Consider the following 17,427-nt stretch of genomic DNA (forward strand, 5'->3'; position numbering starts at 1 on the left):
AGCCGCATGACCTTCGACCCCACCACTATCGGCTACGTCCAGAAACGCCAAGCCGAAGGACGAACAAAAAAGGAGATCCGCCGGTGCGTGAAACGCTATCTCGCCCGACGGATCTACCGAATACTCAACGCTGCAAACCCACGCCTCTGCCACGCTTGACAACCATAGAAGGATCCGTTCGCGCTCATAGGGGAGCGGCACCCAACGCAAGTGGATCATGCCCACCCAAAAGTCCTGCCCACCGGCCAGGCCTGGCTTAACGACCAGTCCTGGCTTAGCGACTCAGTCTTCGTCTCCGTCGTCTGGATTGGCGAGTGTTATTTCGGTGTGGAGAATCGTGGCGGTGCACTGGAATTGCGCGCTGCAGGTTTGCAGGAAGACCGATGCTGCGGCGGCACCTTCGTCGAACGCCATCAAATTTGGAATGACTCGTATGGTGACTGTTTGGGCCTGTCTGGTGCAGCTGAGCTGATCGTTTCCGCCGCCGCCGGCGATGCGTCCGTCGCTGACCCTTTGGGTGACTTGGACTATGGGTATGGCCATGATCAAGGCGGGATCGGTGTCGCACACGAAGGTGACAGGGACATCCACCGCGGCGCCGTCGGCGACAAGGATTCCCGGACCCACGCTCACGAGCGTGGAGGGGGCCGCTTGCGCGGGGGTGGCCATGGTCACCAGGGTTGCGGCAAGAGCGGCGGCGAGGCAGCTTCTAGTGCCTAACATCAGGTTCTCCCTTGATTGGAAGCGTGGCGTCCTGCGTTCCGCATTGTCGGCAGTGCGGTGATAGGGCGTCTTGTAGGTACGGGGCGTAGCCCCTGACGACAGCGCCGTTCCGGGTGCCGCCTGATGCGGCCGAATGTCCGGTAGGCCGTAGATTACCCACTCCCTGCCTGTGTTACAACGGGTAACGCAAACGGACGACGGCGGGAGCTCCCGCCGTCGTCCGCTTCCTTGTTACTCGTTGCCCTGGAGATGGTCAGCCGTGGTTGTACATCACGTGCTTCGTGCGGGAGAAGTCTTCGAGGGCGTAGGCGGAGAGGTCCCGGCCGTAGCCGGAGCCCTTGACGCCGCCCCAGGCGGACACCTTCCGGCCGCTGCCCACGCTTCTTGCTCGCGGACCGGCCCCGCCGAGTTCCGGGAGTTCGTAGTATTAAAACGGTGCGGGCCTGAAACGGCGGAGAACAACCTGGACTACTGCGCTGGCCGTGTTGGGCGCATGGCTCCCGGGAGTCATACCAGTGGCTCAGGTGGCCCGCACCCAACGCAAACGGACGACGGCGGGACTTCCCGCCGTCGTCCGCTTCCATTTCCTAAGCCGGCCCTCGCAGCCGTTCCATTTCGCGGCGGTCCTTCTTGGTGGGCCGGCCTGTTCCGCGGTCGCGCTGCGGGAGGCCTAGCGCCGGCGCGGCAGGCCTGGGCGGCGTGTGGTCGGTGAAGCAGTGCGCGGCCGCCTCGGCGCCCACACGTTTGGCAATGAGCCTGCGGACTTCAAGGATCCGTTCATACCCCGGCTGGCGGACCCGGACGGTGTCTCCCGGCACCAGTGACTGGGATGCCTTGGCCGGGTTTCCGTTGAGGCGGACATGCCCTGCGCGGCATGCCGCGGTGGCCGCCGAGCGGGTCTTGTAGGCACGGATGGCCCACAGCCAGGCATCAATGCGGACTGTGGCGGGAGATGATGGAAGGCTGCTCATGAGTGCTGACGAGTATAGCGGGACGCCCGCCCGTCAGCCGTCCATGGTGGCGCAGGGACCTAGCCTTCGCAGTCTTTGCAGTACTTTTTGCCGTCCTTCTCGCGGGCCAGCTGGCTGCGGTGGTGGACCAAGAAGCACGACATGCACGTGAATTCGTCTTTCTGGACAGGGACGATCTGGACGAGGAGTTCCTCGTGGGACAGGTCGGCTCCCGGGAGCTCGAAGGAGTCGGCCAGGTCGGACTCGTCAACGTCGATCTGGGACGTTGACGCGGCAGAGCGCTCAGGTTTGAGTACGTCGGTCGCGGCGTTTGCCTCGTCCTCAGTGGTTACCCGGGGTGCGTCGTAGTCGGTTGCCATGTGCCGGTCTCTCCTTGGAGGAGGCGGAGACGGAGTCTGCATACCGTCTGAAGATGAAACATACTAACCACTCCGGCGCGAACTTGGAAGGTCAGTTCTGGACCCGCTGCCGGTACTGCCGCGGGGTTTCGCCGGCGTCGTTGAGGAAATGCCGGTTGAAGTTGGAGAGGTTGGAAAAGCCGACTTCGTAGCAGATGTCGGATATGGCTTTGTCGCTGCGCTCCAGCAGCCGCCGGGCATGGGCCAGGCGGAGTTTGCGCACCAGGTCACTGAAGTTCTGGCCGGTGGCACGTTTGAAGTACTTCGAGAAGGTCGACTCGGACATTCCCACCAGTGCCGCCGCCTCTGACATGGCCACGTTCCCGGAATGGTTCCCGAACACGTACTCCAGGACGATATCCACCACCGCCGCGGCCTCGCCGTCCAGTTGGGGCCGGAACCATTCGTCCGCCAGATAGCGCCGTTCCTCCCGCGGTGCATGCGCAAGAACCGCAAATAGCTCCAGCAGATGGTGAAGCCGCTCAAGTCCGGAGCAGGCACCCATCGCTTCGATGGATGCGGCGGCGGCCCGGGCCGTGTGCCCCAGGAACTCGATCCCGCGGGCGGACTGCTCCAGCAGGGGCTTGATCTCGGCCATCTCCGGAATCAGGGCCGCGGTCTGCTCCACCCACTTTCCGTCGAACTGGATGAGCGCATCCCTGCCCTCGAGGACCTCCCCGGGCTCCAGGTCGCTGACCCAGTCGTGGGGCAGCCCTGATCCCACCAGGGACACGTGGCCGGCCTCGAACGTGCCGATGTGATCGCCGACGATGAACTTGCCGGTGCCTTTCCTGATCAGGTGGATCTCGTACTCCGGATGGTAATTCCAGCGCGCCACCGGGCTGGGATAGTCATGCTCGTGCCACCGGACGGAATGGTTCGGATCCACCGGAATGACCTCCCGGTTGGCGCGCATGCCCAGCAGCCGTTCGGCCAGCCTGGCCGCGGCTCCCTCGCTCGTGTCGGCCGTGCTCATAGTTTTTCTCCAGGCATTCGCGTTCATGAAAAATGGACGTCACCCGCGGGCGCCTTCCCAGCGTAGCGCCCATTCCGGGGTTCCGGTAGGGAAAATAAGTATCAGAATCCGGCAAGCAGGACGCTAGTTGTGTCCCACCCCACACGCCTAAAGTTGAGGAACATCAGCGCGGCACATCGGATCCCCGATCGAAAGCCCCGCTCCAGTCCGGTACCTCGACACAGCAGCCGAGGTGCGGCGGCTGTGTATTTCCACGAAGAACAAAGGAGTCCTTAATGCGCCCGAAAACACGCGCTGCCGCATTGGCCGCCGGCGCCCTGTGCGTGGCCCTGAGCGCCTCGGCCTGTGCAGGTGCCGGGGGAGGCAATTCCGCTGGAGACCCGAACACCATCAACGTCCTGATGGTGAACAACCCCCAGATGGAGGATCTCCAGCGGCTCACTGCGGATAACTTCACCAAGGAAACCGGGGTCAAGGTCAACTACACGATCCTGCCCGAGAACGACGTCAGAGCCAAGATCAGCCAGGAGTTCTCCAGCCAGGCCGGGCAGTACGACGTGGCCTCCCTTTCCAACTACGAGATCCCGTTCTACTCCGCCAACGGCTGGCTCGCTCCACTGGACAAAGTGGCCGCGGACGCCGGGTTTGACCAGGACGACATCCTGCCCGCCTACACGGCGTCCCTCACCGGCGAGGACGGAAAGCTCTACGGCGAACCGTTCTACGGCGAATCGTCCTTCCTGATGTATCGGAAAGACATCCTGGACGCCAAGGGCCTGACCATGCCGGAGAAGCCCACCTGGGACGAGGTCGCGGACATCGCGGCGAAGGTGGACGGCGCAGCCCCGGGTATGAAGGGGATCTGCCTGCGCGGACAGCCCGGCTGGGGCCAGGTCTTCGCGCCGCTGACCACGGTGGTGAACACGTTCGGGGGCACCTGGTTCGACAAGGACTGGAACGCGCAGGTCAACGCCCCGGAATTCACCGAGGCAGTCGAGTTCTACACCAAACTGGTTCGCGAGCACGGTGAATTGGGCGCCGCCCAGGCCGGCTTCACCGAGTGCCTGAACAACATGAGCCAGAGCAAAGTCGCCATGTGGTACGACGCCACATCGGCCGCCGGAGCGCTGGAATCGGACGCATCGCCTGTGAAGGGCAAGATCGGCTACGCCCAGGCCCCGATCAAGGAAACCAAGTCCTCCGGCTGGCTGTGGACCTGGTCCTGGGCCATGCAGGCTGCCTCCAAGAAGCAGGATGCTGCCGCGAAGTTCATCGCCTGGGCCAGCTCCAAGGAATACGAGGAACTTGTCGCCGCGAAGCTCGGCTGGGCGAAGGTTCCCTCCGGCAAGCGCATCTCCACCTACGAGAATGCCGAATTCCAGAAAGCGGCTCCGTTCTTCGAGGCCGAGCGCTTCGCCATCGAGAACGCCGATCCGAAAAACCCGGGAGCGCAGGAACGCCCGGCAGTCGGCATCCAGTTTGTCGGCATTCCCGAGTTCGCTGCGCTGGGCACCAACGTCTCCCAAGGCGTCAGCTCCGCTATTGCCGGCCAGGGTTCTGTGGCTGACGCGCTGGCTAAGGGCCAGGAAGCTGCACAAAAAGTCGGCAATAAGTACAAGTAGCAACACCCAACAGCAGGAGAACATCATGACTACCGCAACGGCGCGTATCTCCCGATCGGGGCGCAGCGCAGCCAAACCATCCAAGAATGCACGGTCGCGGGAACGCGCCCTGGCCTGGGCACGGCGCGCACCGCTGCTGCCGGCCCTGATCTTCCTCATTGTCGTCACCCAGCTTCCGTTCGTGGTGACGCTGATCATCTCGTTCATGAACTGGAACAGCCTGAGCCCGGACAAGACCGCCTTCGCCGGCGTCGAGAACTACGTCACGGTCCTCACGGATCCGGACCTGCGCCAGGCGATCTTCACCACCATCCTCCTTACTGTCTCAGTGGTCCTGGTGAGCCTGCTCCTCGGGCTGGGCCTCGCCCTGCTGCTGGATAAGAAGTTCATCGGCCGCGGACTGGCACGGACCCTGCTGATCGCACCGTTCCTGGTGGTTCCCGTTGCCGCGGCCCTCATCTGGAAGCACGCCCTCCTCAACCCCACCTACGGGCTGATCAACGGCATCCTGACGTGGATCTGGTCCCTCTTTGGCAGCGTCACGCCGCCGCAGCTGGACATCCTGTCCCAGGCACCCATGATGGCAGTCATCGTGTCGCTGGTCTGGCAGTGGACGCCGTTCATGATGCTCATCCTGCTGGCCGGACTGCAGTCCCGTCCCATGGACACCGTGGAAGCGGCCCAGATGGACGGCGCCACACCGTGGGCCATCTTCCGGCACCTCACGCTGCCGCACCTGCGCCAGTACCTGGAGCTCGGTGGCCTGCTCGGGGCGATTTACATCGTGCAGAACTTTGACGCCGTCTTCACCCTCACCGCAGGCGGACTGGGCACGGCCAACCTGCCGTACGCCATCTACCAGACGTTCTACTTCGCTAACGAATACGGCCTGGCGTCCGCTGCCGGCGTCGTGGTGGTCATAGGCACCATCATCGTGGCCACCTTTGCCCTCCGCACCGTCTTTTCACTCTTCAAGAAGGAGGCAGCACGATGAGCACGCTCACTCCTGCCGCACCCCGCAAGACAGCTGCCGGCCGTGCGGCGTCCGCCACCGGATCCGTCCGGCGAGGCAAGTCACGCATGGACCCGACGCGCAACAACACCGCCGCCGGCCTCGCGGCCTGGCTGCTCGCCCTGCTCTTCGCCGCCCCGGTCCTGTGGATGATCCTGACCTCCTTCCACTCCGAAACCGACGCAGCAACGAACCCGCCGTCCATTGCGGCGAACCTCACCCTGGACGCGTACCGGGAATTCTTCGGCGAGACGTCAGGCGTCAGCCCGTGGCCGGCACTGATCAACTCCGCAACCGCCTCAATCCTGTCCACGGTCCTCGTCCTGGTCCTGGCCATCCCGGCCGCCTACGCGCTGTCCATCCGGCCGGTGAAGAAGTGGACCGACGTGATGTTCTTCTTCCTCTCCACGAAAATGATGCCCGTGGTGGCAGCAATCCTGCCGCTCTACCTGTTCGCCCGGACGGTGGGGGCCCTGGACAACATCTGGTTCCTCATCCTGATGTACACGTCCATGAACCTGCCCATCGCCGTGTGGATGATGCGGTCATTCCTCGCAGAAGTGCCCGTTGAAATGCTGGAGGCCGCCCAGATCGACGGCGCCAACCTCCTGCTGACCCTTCGCAAGATCATCGCCCCCGTCGCGATGCCCGGCATCGCCGCGACAGCCCTGATCTGCTTCATCTTCAGCTGGAACGAACTGCTCCTGGCCCGGGTCCTCACCGGCGTGGTGGCAGGCACCGCCCCCGTCTTCCTAACCGGCTTCGTCTCAGGCCAGGGCCTCTTCCTCGCCAAGGTGTGCGCAGCCGCCGTCGTGGTCTCCGTTCCGGTGCTGTTCGCCGGCTTCGCCGCCCAGGACAAGCTCGTCCAGGGACTCTCCCTGGGCGCCGTCAAGTAACCCAGCCCGCCGCTTTCGAAAGGATCGCTCCGATGACAACACCCACCGCGCAGTCCCGCCCCCACGCATCCCCGGAACTGCCCGCCACCATGCGTGCTTCCATCCTGAAGCGCCAGGGCGACATGACCATGGAAACGCTGCCCGTCCCGCAACTCGACGCCGATCAGGTCCTGGTTCAGGTCGCCGCCGTCGGCGTCTGCGGCAGCGACGTCCACTACTACGAGCACGGACGGATCGGCGATTACGTGGTGGACCACCCGCTGATCCTGGGCCACGAACTCTCCGGCCGGATCGCCGCCGTCGGAAGCGCCGTTGACCCTGCCCGCATCGGCAGCCGGGTCGCCGTCGAACCCCAGCGCCCCTGCCGCACGTGCAAACAGTGCAAAGCCGGCCGTTACAACCTGTGCCCGGACATCGAGTTCTACGCCACGCCGCCGATCGACGGCGCGTTCGCCGAGTACGTCACCATCCAAAGCGACTTCGCCTACGACATCCCCGACAGCGTCAGCGACGAGGCCGCAGCACTGATCGAACCCCTGTCCGTGGGGCTTTGGGCCTGCGAACGCGCTGACATCAAGCCCGGCAGCCGCGTCCTGATCGCCGGCGCCGGCCCCATCGGCATCATCGCTGCCCAGGCCGCCCGCGCGTTCGGCGCCACCGAAATCTACATCAGCGACATCGCCGAGGACCGGCTCGCTTTCGCCCTGGAACACGGGGCGACGCACGCGCTGAACGCGAAGACGGACAGTGTGGAAGGGCTCGACGTCGATGCCTTCATTGACGCTTCCGGCGCACCGCAGGCAGTCCGTTCCGGGATCAAGGCCGTGGGACCGGCCGGGAAAGTCATCCTGGTCGGATTGGGGGCGGACGACGTCGAACTCCCCGTCTCGTACATCCAGAACCGTGAGATCTGGCTCTCCGGCGTTTTCCGCTACACCAACACCTGGCCGCTGGCCATCCAGCTGATCGCCGACGGAAAGGTGGACCTGGACATCCTGGTCACCGGCAGGTTCGCCCTCGCCGAATCCGAGGACGCGTTGAAAGCCGGCAAGCAGCCCGGACAGCTTAAAGCCGTGGTCTACCCGGGCCGCTGACCATGATCACCGTCATTGGCGAATCCCTCGTCGACATCATCAGCGGCCCGCGCCCGGCGGGCTCCACCCAGGCAGGGTCAACCCAGGCGCACCCCGGCGGGAGCCCCCTCAACGTGGCGGTGGGGGTTGCGCGGCTGGGCCTCGTGACGAACCTCGTGACGCACTACGCGGATGACCGGTACGGGCTCATGATCGAAGATCACCTGCACTCCAACGGGGTTACGGCTATCAGGGGCGGGAGTGCACCCACGTCTACAGCAACGGCAACGCTCGGTTCCGACGGCGCCGCCACCTACGCCTTCGACATCAGTTGGGACATCACCGGGGCGTCGCTGCCTGCCCTTGCCGCCGTTGAGGGTTCCACACACGTCCACACGGGGTCGATCGCTGCCGTCCTCCCGCCGGGGGACCAGGCCACACTTGCCCTGGTGCGGGCGGCCCGGGAACACGCGACCGTCAGCTTTGATCCTAATTGCCGTCCGGGGATCAGCCCCGATGCGGCCGCGGCCCGCACACAGGCCGAACTCTTCGTGGCCGCCAGCGACGTCGTCAAAGCCAGCGACGAAGACCTGGCCTGGCTCTACCCGGACAGGACACCGGACGAATCGGTGGCAGCCTGGCTCGAGCTCGGGCCGGCACTTGTTGCCCTGACCCGCGGAGCGGACGGGCCGGTCATCATGACCCGGCAGGGCCGCGTGGAAATGCCGGCGGAAGCCATCACAGTGGCGGACACCGTCGGGGCAGGGGACTCCTTCATGGCCGGTCTCATCTCCGGGCTCGCGCAGCTGGACGTGCTGGGCGCCTCCGCGCGGTCACGCCTGCGGGAGATCACCGCAGGTGAACTGCACGCCGTGGCGGCCTACGCGAACAGGGCCGCGGCCATCACCTGTTCCCGCCCAGGCGCCAACCCGCCCACGTCAGCCGAACTGGGCTCCTTGACCGGCTCCCTCACCGCATCGGAAGGTTAGACAATGCCTGCACTCGAACCCAGCGTACTTTCCGGATTGTCCGCGTCCCTGGCGGTACCCTCCTACGACCGCTCCGGCCTGACAGCCGGCATCGTCCACTTCGGCGTGGGCGGTTTCCACCGCGCCCACCAGGCCATGTACCTGGACCGGCTGATGAACGCCGGGCAGGCCCACGACTGGGCCATCTGCGGGGTGGGGGTCCTGCCCGGCGATGCCCGCATGAAACAGGTCATGGACAACCAGGGCTGCCTCTACACGCTGATGGTGAAGAACCCGGACGGAACCCGGGAAGGGCGGGTCATCGGCTCGATCATCGAATACCTCTTCGCCCCTGAGGATCCCGAAGCCGTCATCGAGAAAATGGCCTCCGAGGCCATCCGTATCGTGTCGCTCACCGTGACCGAGGGCGGCTATAACTTCCACCACGTCACCGGCGAATTCGATGCCGACAACCCGGACGTGGTCCATGACCTCCAGCCCGGCGCGGCACCCAGGACGACGTTCGGTCTCGTCACCGAGGCGCTCGCCCGGCGGCGGGCACGCGGACTCGCCCCGTTCACCGTGATGTCCTGCGACAACATCCAGGGCAACGGGGACGTTGCCCGCAAGATGTTCACCGCGTTCGCAAACCTCAAGGACCCTGAACTCGGGGCGTGGGTGGAGAACAATGTTCCGTTCCCCAACAGCATGGTGGACCGCATCACCCCTGTAACCACCGACGCCGACCGCGAAGCCATCGCGGCGGAATTCGGGATCGAGGACGGGTGGCCCGTGGTGTGCGAACCGTTCGAGCAATGGGTCCTCGAAGACCACTTCAGCCTCGGCCGGCCTCCCTTCGAGGACGCCGGCGTCCAGCTAGTGGCAGATGTCGAACCCTACGAACTGATGAAGCTGCGCCTGCTCAACGCCAGCCACCAGGGCATGTGCTACTTCGGCTACCTCGCCGGCTACCGCTACGCCCACGAAGTGGCCCAGGACGGACTGTTCGCGCAGTTCCTGCTGGATTACATGGACAAGGAAGCCACGCCTACGCTCCACCCCGTGCCCGGCATCGACCTCGATGCCTACAAACGGACCCTCATTGAGCGGTTCTCCAACGAGCACGTCCGGGACACCCTGGCCCGGCTGTGCGCCGAAAGCTCGGACCGGATCCCCAAGTGGCTGCTTCCGGTCATCCGCATCAACCTGGAACGGGGCTGGGAGATCCACCGCTCCGCGGCAATCGTCGCCAGCTGGGCCCGCTATGACGAAGGCACCGACGAACAGGGCAACCCCATCGACGTTGTCGACCGGCTGAAAGAACCCCTGATGGCAGCGGCGGCACGGCAGCACGAGGAACCGCTGGCGTTCATTTCCAACCGTGAAGTCTTCGGCGACCTGATCGACAACCCCGTCTTCGTAACGGCCTATACCCGGGCCCTCAACGACCTCCACGGCGTCGGTGCCCGCGCGGCCCTGGAATCGCTGGCGTCCCGTTCGTAGGCAATCGAAAACGGAAGCGGACGACGGCGGGACGTCCCGCCGTCGTCATCGGATTCACGGTGGAATGAATCCAGAAGATTGAATGTTCAACAAAATATGGACTTTGGCATCTTTACCTTCGGCGAGCTTTCCCGCGACATCAGCACCGGAAACGCGCTGTCACCCCGGCAGCGCCTCACGGAGATCATCGAGCTGGCGAAGCTGGCGGACCAGGCGGGTCTCGGTTTCCTGGGCCTGGGCGAGCATCACCGGCGTGACTTTGCCCTGTCGGCTCCCGAAATCGTCCTTGCCGCCATTGCGCGGGAGACCACCAACCTTCGGCTCAGCACTGCCGTCACGGTGCTGTCCACGCAGGACCCCGTGCGGCTCTTCGAGCAGTTCGCCACCCTTGACCTGATCTCCGATGGCCGTGCCGAAATCATTGCCGGTCGCGGGGCGTTCATCGAGTCCTACCCGTTGTTCGGCCACAACACTGAAGACTATGACGGCCTCTTCGACGAGAAACTGCGCATGCTTCTCGAATTGCGGGACAACGCCTCCCTGAGCTGGAAAGGAACCCTGACGCAGAGCATTCCCGGCATGGACATCGCGCCCCGGCCGGTGCAGGAACAACTTCCGGTCTGGGTGGGCGTGGGCGGGACCCCGGCAAGCTTCGCCCGGGCAGGCCGGCTTGGCCTCCCGCTGTTTATCGCGCTGCTCTCCGGGCCTGAGCGGTTCCGCCGGCTCGCGGAACTCTACCGGCACAGCGCCGACGAAGCCGGACACGATGCGGCAAGCCTGCCAGTTGGTGTGGGCGGGCACTTCTACGCGGCCGCCACCTCCCAGCAGGCACGGGACACCTTCTACCCGCACTACCGGGCCTACTTCGAACAGAACATGCCTCGCCCAGTGGACCACTTTCCGCGCTCCACCTTTGATGAGTGGTCGGAGCCGGGCGGCGGACTGCTGGTGGGCAGCCCGCAGCAGATTACCGAGAAGCTCCTCGAAATCCACCAGACCCTGGGCAACAGCCGCTACATGGCGCAGATCGGACTGGGCGGCCTGCCGTTTGCCGAGACTGCCCGTTCCATTGAGCTTCTGGCCACCGAAATCATGCCGGCGGTAAACCGGGAGATTGGCTAACGGAAGCGGACGACGGCGGGAGGTGCCGGCGTCGTCCGCTGCTGTTTTGCTTCGGTTCAGCAGAACTTAGCCCTCATACACCGCGATGAAGCGGCCAACGACGCCGCCCTTGCGCAGCTTGTCGATGGCGCCGGGGATGTCCGCCTGCGTGATCAGGTTCATGGGCGGGTTCAGCTGGCCCGACTTCATCAGGGCGTAGAGGTTCTCGAGGTCCTCCTTGGTGCCCGACTTGGAGCCCTTGATCGAGAGCTGGTTGATGATCAGGGGATAGGTGTTGATGGTCGATTCGAGGCGTCCCATGCCCACCTGCACCAGCGTGCCGAACTCGGCGAGCGTCTCGAGCGCGGCGGACGTCGTGGTGCCGAAACCGGCGTAATCGACGATCAGGTCAAGATTCTTGTCCTTGAATGCGTTGATTGAGTCGGCGACTCCGGCCAGGCCGATCTCGTCGGCGAGCTTCTGCGTCTCGGGGTTCACCTCGGCGCCGTACACCTCAGCCCCGGCCAGGACGGCGACGCGGGCGCCGATGTAGCCGAGACCGCCGAGGCCGATCACGCCGACCCTCATGCCGGGCTTGGCTCCGCCGACAGCCATGATCGCGTGGTACGCGGTAAGTCCCGCATCCGTAGCCATAGCGCCGAGCTCGAACGAAACCTCATCGGGCAGCCTCACCAGGTTGTCGTCGGTGGCGAGCAGCTTGGGGCCGAAGCCGCCGTCCCACTTGCCGTAGCCGATGGCGTCGCCGTCGCTCATTACCGGGGAGAGGCCCACGCGGTCGCCGACCTTCCACTGGTTCATGCCCTCGCCGACCTCGGTGATGACACCGGCGTTTTCGTGGCCCATGGTCCGGGGGAGTTCCGGGAACAGCGGCATCCAACCGGCGTCGTCAATGGCGGTCACGTCGGAGTGGCACACTCCTGCCGCCTTGACGCTGACGACAACCTGGCCCGGACCGGCCGCGGGTTCGGCGACCTCGTTGAGTTCGAGCGGATTGTTGGTGCCGGTGAATTGCCAGGCCTTCATGGGGTATCTCCTTGGTTGATCCTTCGAATCATTCCATGCATTTGCATGCACTTTCCTCACTATACCCCCGTGCAGATGGCCGGATATCCCGTTTCGCAGTGCGGACCGGTTTCCCGGAAATGATGCCGGCGCTGAAGAATGGGGGCATGGCGGACATTATCGAGTTCCTGGAAGCCCGGATTGCCGAGGACGAGACTGCCGCGGGGGAGCTGGCCGCCGCGGAGGCGGCTGCGTACGAGCTCGGGGCGGGCGGTCCGGGGCAGCCGGTGATCCGGACCGGACTAGAGGTTTCGCCGTTTACAGCCGCACGGGTGCTGGCCGAGTGCGCCGCGAAGCGGAAGATCCTGGCGAACGTGCCGCTGGTGACCGACATCCCGTCGCAGATGGGCGGGACCAGTGACTATGTGCTGATGTGCCTCGCCTCGGTGTACAGCTGGCACCCTGAGTACCAGGAGGGCTGGGCCGTCACGGGATAGGACCCCTCGCAGGATCAGGCCAGTCACAAGGAAGGGTGCCACCCGCGTTCTGAACTAGTCAGTTCGGGTGGCACCCTCCTCTTGCCGGGCGGCTTATTTCTTGAAGGCGTCCTTGACCTTCTCGCCGGCCTGCTTCAGGTCCGCTTTGGACTGGTCAGCCTGGCCTTCGGCTTTCAGGTTGGGATCGCCCTTGGCCTCTCCGGCAGCTTCCTTGCCCTTGCCGCCAAGCTTCTCGGCGGCATTTTCAATCTTGTCATCCAGACCCATGGTGAAACTCCCTCCGGTTGGTAGCCGCCGGCGGTCCGCCCGCGGCTCACGACTTCATGGTAAACCAGATTCCCGCCCAATAGTAAGCATGCTGAGTGAATTTATCCGGAGGCCCCAACACGGCTGTCCCGGCACCGCCCGGCTCAATAGGTGCGGAGCCTGTTCCCGGACGTCACCGGCGCGTACCATGAGCGCACGGGAGCCACAGTGAAGCGCCCTCCTCAGATGGAAAGAAGGGTTTCCGATGTCAGACCGCAAGTTACTGAACCCCACCGAGCTACACGCGGCGCCAGGATTCACACATGTTGTCACCGCGCCGGGCGCAGGTCTGGCATTCCTGTCGGGACAGGTTGCGCTTGACGCCAATTTCGCCATTATAGGCGGAGACGATCTTGGCGAGCAGACTAAGGCCGCCATGAGAAACATCAAGACGGCGCTCGACGCCATCGGAGCTTCCTGGGAGGACGTCTACCGACGCACAATTTACACCCTCCAGCCCACGCAATACGAAACGATTACCGCCGCCATCGAGGAAATCCAAGGGTCTTCGGAGCATCCGGCCCAGACGATCGTGGGCGTCACCGGCCTCGCGCTGGACGGGTTGCTCATTGAAATCGAGACAACGGTGATCCTGCCCAAATAGTCGTGGCAGCTAAATCTTCGTGGTCGCGTTCCTGCGGCCAGCTAGCCAGATGGCCACGGTGTTGGTGGCAACAATGATGGCCATGCCCAGCCATTCATGCAGGACGAGGAACTGCCCCAGCACCACGGTCCCGGAGAGCGCAGCAAAGATGGGGTTGATGCTCATAAACACGCTGAAGAATGCGGCCGGCACAAGCCGGAGTGCGACGAGGTCCGCGGCGTAAGGAATCACCGAGCAGAGCAGGCCTGCGACGACCGCGTAAAGCAGCGGGTGGCCGGCGAGCATTCCCTGCATCAGGAGATACGCGGCCACCGGCAGATAAAACACCAAGGAAACCAGCGTCGCCGCGGCAGGGGCCTGCAGGCCGGGCAACCGCTGGCCGGCGACGCGGTTCAGCACGATGTACGCCGCCCAGCACGCGGCCCCGGTCATGGCGATGGCAATGCCGGCGAAATCGCTGGCGGGCCCGGGCATCACCAGAATGAAGACGCCCAGGCCTGCGCTCAGCCCGCACAGCAGGTCCCGCCGCGTCCTGGAACCGAGCAGGGCCACGGCAAGCGGTCCCAGGAATTCCAGGGTGACGGCAAGGCCCAGCCCGATCCGTTCTATCGCCACGTAGAGGCAGATGTTCATCAACGCGGTAGCCGCCCCGAGCAGCAGAACGGGCCACCATTGCCGCCAGGTGAACCGGTGGAAGGGAGGCCGTGCCACCGGAAGCAGCACCGCGGCGGCCACCAGCTGCCGCACCGCCACAACGCCTGCCGGCCCGATCATGGGAAAGGCATGGGCGCCGATTCCCGCACCGACCTGGTTGCTGACCCCGCTACCGGTCATGGTCAGGACGCCGCGCACCACTGACGACTCGCGGACCAGTTCCGCGCCTTGCACTGAATAAGCTTCCATAGCCCAAAGTTTCCGGGCAAAAGCCTGCGCCGAAAAATGTGCTCGGCGTGACTTCTATACGATGACCGTATGAATGTTGAGCTGCGGTACCTCCGGGCCTTGGTGGCAGTGGTGGACTCCCAGACTTTTACCGACGCCGCCATCGCCCTCGGGACATCCCAGGCTGCCATCTCACGGTCCGTCGCGGCGTTGGAGCGTGCTCTTGGCTTGCGCATTCTGCAAAGGACAACCCGCCAGGTCACTCCGACTGCGGCCGGGGAACGGGTCATCCAGCACGCACGGCGCGTTCTCGACGAGGTCGCGTTGCTGGAACGCGCTGCCCAGGACCATAGCGGCGAGCTCAGGGTGAGCTATGCATGGTCGGCACTGGGCCGCCGCACCGTGGCATTGCAGCGGAAATGGGAGGAGGTCCACCCGGGGGTGCGCCTGATCTGGGTCCAGTCGAATGCCCCGACGGGCGGGCTGGCGAACGGCGGGGTGGACGTTGCCGTGGTCCGGCGCCCCCTCGCTGACAGCCGCTTCTCCACCACGCTGATTGGAACCGAAGCCCGCTACGGTGCCCTCGCCAAGGGTGACCCGCTCGCCCGGAGGCGTTTCCTCCGCCTGTCCGACTTCTCCGGACGAACCCTCGCCGTCGACCACCGCACCGGAACCACCACGGAAGACCTCTGGCCGGGCCCGGACAGGCCCGAGTCGTTCCGGCTGGTGCAGGGCGTGGACGAATGGCTGACGCTCATCTCCACGGGCCAAGCCATTGGTATGTCCTCGGAGGCCACAGCAGCCCAGAACCCAAGACCGGGAATCGCCTACCGGCCAGTCCGCGACGCCCCGCCGATTTCCGTGTTCCTGGCGACCTGGAAGGACGACCCGTCGGGACTCGTGGCGGACTTCACCAGGCTGGCCCGGGAAGCGTACACCGGAGGGCACCCTGCTTTGTAGGGGAGCGGCTTTGTAGGAGAGCGGTTTTGTGGGGGAGCGGCGCCAAAAGCAAAGCGGACGACGGCGGGACCTCCCGCCGTCGTGAGCTTGCCTTTGCGCACTGGCAGCCGACGTATGGCTGAAGAATGTCGGTGCCTCCTGCGATGCTTTGGGTATGGAAATCAGCGCAGTCGTGGAGACGATGGAGGCCATCGGGGCTTCCGTTGCTGCGTTGGCTGGTCTGGTCCGGCGCGGGACGGGCATTCCGGGCGTGGCTGGTGCTGACCTGCTTCGGGACCGGGCGGATGCGTGCCTGGACGGGATGGCTGAGCTGGCCCGGATGGAAGCCGGAATGGCCGCCCTGAAAGTGCACCTCGCCGCCGGATACGCTGAAACAGCCGTAGCCTTGGCCCCGCCGGCCGCGTCCCCGCAGGAACACACCGCCCGGGACATGGCCGTAGCTGCCGAGGTCGCGTGTGTCCTGACAGTCAGCGAACGCACCGCCAGTGCGCTGATTTCCGAGGCCCACGCCCTGACCACCGCCCTGCCGCTGACGCTGTCCGCACTGCAGGCGGGACGAATTTCGTGGCAGCACGCCCGGGTCATGGTGGACGAAACCACCAACCTCGACAAGGCTGGAGCCGCTGGTTTGGAGGCACATTTCCTGGACGCCGACGCACCAAATCCCGCCCGCGGATGCCCGGCCGGGGACCTTGTCCCGGCCCGGTTCCGGGTGAAGGTCCGTACGTGGCGGGAACGGCACCATCCGGTGAGCATCGAGGTGCGCCATGCCCGGGGCGTCGCTGACCGGCGGGTGGAGTACATCCCGGACCGTGACGGCATGGCCTGGCTCTCGGCCTACCTGCCCGCCGCTACCGCTGCCGGGATCTGGGACCGCACCACCAGTGCCGCCCGCGCCCTCCAAGGCCCGGAAGAGGCCAGGACCGTCACCCAGCTCCGCGCCGATGTCGCCGCGGCCTGGCTCCTGACGGCTGGCCGCGAACAGGCTCCGGACGCCGCTGCCGGGGGCAGTGGCGTGGCTGGCGGCACGGTGCCCTGCGGCGCGGTTCCATCCCCGGCAGCGCAGGTCCTGATTACCGTTCCGGTCTTCTCGCTGCTCGGCGTTACCGAGGAACCGGCCATGTTGGACGGCTACGGCCCGGTGCCGCCGTCCATGGCGCGTGCCCTCGTGGCCGATGGGGCGTCGTCGTTTCTGAGGGTGTTGACCGACCCGCGTGATGGTGCGCCGTTGGAGATCGGCCGGACCAGCTACCGGATTCCCAACGCGCTGCGGCAATGGCTGCGGCTGAGGGACGGGAAATGCCCGTTCCCCGGCTGCAGCAACCAGTCCCTGGACAACGACGCAGACCACCTCCTGGCATGGGCCCGCGGCGGGACCACCGGGATCAGCAACCTCGGCCAGCCATGCCCTAAACACCACCGCCTCAAACACAACACCGCATGGAGCCCCACCGGCGCCAGCGCCAACGAACCGCCAGGCTGGACCTCACCCGCAGGCCGCCGCTACGCCAGCGAACAACCCGACTGGGAACCGCCCCAGTTGCCAGGTCAGATCCTGGCCCTGACCGGCAGGCTTGGCCCGGGTTTGCCTGAGCAGCCAGACAACTATCCTTGCCCCGTCGTGCCCGAACGGCCCTGGCAGGTTGATGACCGCGACTGGGTGCCGCCCGAAGCCCCGGTGCAGGACGTCCCGCTGCCCGAAGACCCGCTGCCCGAAGACCCGTGGCCCGAAGACCTGCTGCCAGAAGACCCGTGGCCCGACCTCGAACTGACAGATCAACAAGTACCCGAGGACCCGTTCAGCGACTGGGCACTCTTTCTGTCCTCCGAGGCATATGCAGTCACCTAGGCGTGCTCTCATGCAGCCGGTACACCGGGACCCAAGTGGTGTGACCGCCCAGGCGGAGCGCCG

Annotated in this window: 19 protein-coding genes and 1 pseudogene; 12 read left to right on the plus strand and 8 right to left on the minus strand. The window is 65.3% G+C overall.

Features of this window, described 5'->3' with window-relative positions:
- Window positions 1-159, plus strand: a pseudogene (locus WMN78_RS02495) (IS110 family transposase); the annotation flags it as partial.
- Window positions 160-282: 123 nt separating this feature from the next.
- Here the strand turns inward: WMN78_RS02495 and WMN78_RS02500 are convergent.
- From WMN78_RS02500 to WMN78_RS02520, 5 genes are all read right to left on the minus strand, one after another.
- Window positions 283-723, minus strand: coding sequence for a hypothetical protein (locus WMN78_RS02500; protein ID WP_340531828.1), 441 nt, complete (start codon window positions 721-723; stop codon window positions 283-285).
- A 253-nt stretch (window positions 724-976) separates the two neighbouring features.
- The gene (locus WMN78_RS02505; RefSeq protein WP_340531871.1) at window positions 977-1,102 is read right to left on the minus strand and encodes a hypothetical protein; all 126 of its coding nucleotides are present in this window, start codon (window positions 1,100-1,102) and stop codon (window positions 977-979) included.
- A gap of 208 nt (window positions 1,103-1,310) precedes the next feature.
- Window positions 1,311-1,694 (minus strand): RNA-binding S4 domain-containing protein, encoded by a 384-nt coding sequence (locus WMN78_RS02510; protein WP_340531829.1) that lies wholly within the window; start codon window positions 1,692-1,694, stop codon window positions 1,311-1,313.
- 59 nt (window positions 1,695-1,753) lie between these two features.
- Entirely contained in the window at window positions 1,754-2,053 is a 300-nt protein-coding gene (locus WMN78_RS02515) for a DUF4193 domain-containing protein (RefSeq protein ID WP_340531830.1), read from the minus strand.
- Window positions 2,054-2,144: 91 nt separating this feature from the next.
- A complete protein-coding gene (locus WMN78_RS02520) occupies window positions 2,145-3,068 on the minus strand; it encodes an AraC family transcriptional regulator (protein WP_340531831.1) in 924 nt (307 codons plus the stop codon).
- A 275-nt stretch (window positions 3,069-3,343) separates the two neighbouring features.
- On the opposite strand from WMN78_RS02520, the gene WMN78_RS02525 reads away from it, so the two are divergent.
- The 7 genes from WMN78_RS02525 (at window position 3,344) to WMN78_RS02555 (ending at window position 11,264) form a co-directional block, all read left to right on the plus strand.
- Window positions 3,344-4,690, plus strand: a complete 1,347-nt coding sequence (locus WMN78_RS02525) for a sugar ABC transporter substrate-binding protein (protein WP_340531832.1) — start codon at window positions 3,344-3,346, stop codon at window positions 4,688-4,690.
- Between the two features lie 25 nt (window positions 4,691-4,715).
- Window positions 4,716-5,684, plus strand: coding sequence for a sugar ABC transporter permease (locus WMN78_RS02530; RefSeq protein WP_340531834.1), 969 nt, complete (start codon window positions 4,716-4,718; stop codon window positions 5,682-5,684).
- On the plus strand, window positions 5,681-6,598 hold the full coding sequence (locus tag WMN78_RS02535) for a carbohydrate ABC transporter permease (RefSeq protein WP_340531835.1): 918 nt from the start codon (window positions 5,681-5,683) through the stop codon (window positions 6,596-6,598). Before WMN78_RS02530 ends, WMN78_RS02535 begins: the two co-directional genes overlap by 4 nt.
- A 32-nt stretch (window positions 6,599-6,630) precedes the next feature.
- Window positions 6,631-7,692 (plus strand): NAD(P)-dependent alcohol dehydrogenase, encoded by a 1,062-nt coding sequence (locus WMN78_RS02540; protein ID WP_340531836.1) that lies wholly within the window; start codon window positions 6,631-6,633, stop codon window positions 7,690-7,692.
- A 2-nt stretch (window positions 7,693-7,694) separates the two neighbouring features.
- The gene (locus WMN78_RS02545) at window positions 7,695-8,660 is read left to right on the plus strand and encodes a carbohydrate kinase (RefSeq protein WP_340531837.1); all 966 of its coding nucleotides are present in this window, start codon (window positions 7,695-7,697) and stop codon (window positions 8,658-8,660) included.
- A 3-nt stretch (window positions 8,661-8,663) separates the two neighbouring features.
- The gene (locus WMN78_RS02550) at window positions 8,664-10,142 is read left to right on the plus strand and encodes a mannitol dehydrogenase family protein (RefSeq protein WP_340531838.1); all 1,479 of its coding nucleotides are present in this window, start codon (window positions 8,664-8,666) and stop codon (window positions 10,140-10,142) included.
- 96 nt (window positions 10,143-10,238) lie between these two features.
- Entirely contained in the window at window positions 10,239-11,264 is a 1,026-nt protein-coding gene (locus WMN78_RS02555) for an LLM class flavin-dependent oxidoreductase (protein ID WP_340531839.1), read from the plus strand.
- 66 nt (window positions 11,265-11,330) lie between these two features.
- Here the strand turns inward: WMN78_RS02555 and WMN78_RS02560 are convergent, their stop codons facing one another.
- Window positions 11,331-12,287: a zinc-binding dehydrogenase gene (locus tag WMN78_RS02560; RefSeq protein ID WP_340531840.1), complete on the minus strand. Its 957-nt coding sequence runs from the start codon at window positions 12,285-12,287 to the stop codon at window positions 11,331-11,333.
- A gap of 146 nt (window positions 12,288-12,433) precedes the next feature.
- Between WMN78_RS02560 and WMN78_RS02565 the strand changes: the two genes are divergently transcribed.
- On the plus strand, window positions 12,434-12,763 hold the full coding sequence (locus tag WMN78_RS02565) for a DUF6221 family protein (RefSeq protein WP_340531841.1): 330 nt from the start codon (window positions 12,434-12,436) through the stop codon (window positions 12,761-12,763).
- A gap of 93 nt (window positions 12,764-12,856) precedes the next feature.
- Here the strand turns inward: WMN78_RS02565 and WMN78_RS02570 are convergent, their stop codons facing one another.
- Entirely contained in the window at window positions 12,857-13,030 is a 174-nt protein-coding gene (locus tag WMN78_RS02570) for a CsbD family protein (RefSeq protein ID WP_340531842.1), read from the minus strand.
- Between the two features lie 244 nt (window positions 13,031-13,274).
- Between WMN78_RS02570 and WMN78_RS02575 the strand changes: the two genes are divergently transcribed.
- Complete coding sequence (locus WMN78_RS02575; RefSeq protein ID WP_340531843.1) at window positions 13,275-13,673, plus strand: RidA family protein; 399 nt, start codon at window positions 13,275-13,277, stop codon at window positions 13,671-13,673.
- A gap of 9 nt (window positions 13,674-13,682) precedes the next feature.
- Here WMN78_RS02575 and WMN78_RS02580 read toward each other — a convergent pair whose 3' ends face one another.
- On the minus strand, window positions 13,683-14,576 hold the full coding sequence (locus tag WMN78_RS02580; RefSeq protein ID WP_340531844.1) for an EamA family transporter: 894 nt from the start codon (window positions 14,574-14,576) through the stop codon (window positions 13,683-13,685).
- Window positions 14,577-14,645: 69 nt separating this feature from the next.
- On the opposite strand from WMN78_RS02580, the gene WMN78_RS02585 reads away from it, so the two are divergent.
- Both WMN78_RS02585 and WMN78_RS02590 read left to right on the plus strand, forming a co-directional pair.
- Window positions 14,646-15,515 carry a LysR family transcriptional regulator gene (locus WMN78_RS02585; RefSeq protein ID WP_340531846.1) on the plus strand — a complete coding sequence of 290 codons (870 nt, stop codon included), beginning with the start codon at window positions 14,646-14,648 and terminating at the stop codon, window positions 15,513-15,515.
- A 154-nt stretch (window positions 15,516-15,669) separates the two neighbouring features.
- A complete protein-coding gene (locus WMN78_RS02590) occupies window positions 15,670-17,364 on the plus strand; it encodes an HNH endonuclease signature motif containing protein (RefSeq protein ID WP_340531847.1) in 1,695 nt (564 codons plus the stop codon).
- The last annotated feature ends 63 nt before the right edge of the window (window positions 17,365-17,427 follow it).

Source organism: Arthrobacter oryzae (assembly GCF_037911235.1).
Lineage (GTDB): Bacteria > Actinomycetota > Actinomycetes > Actinomycetales > Micrococcaceae > Arthrobacter > Arthrobacter oryzae_E.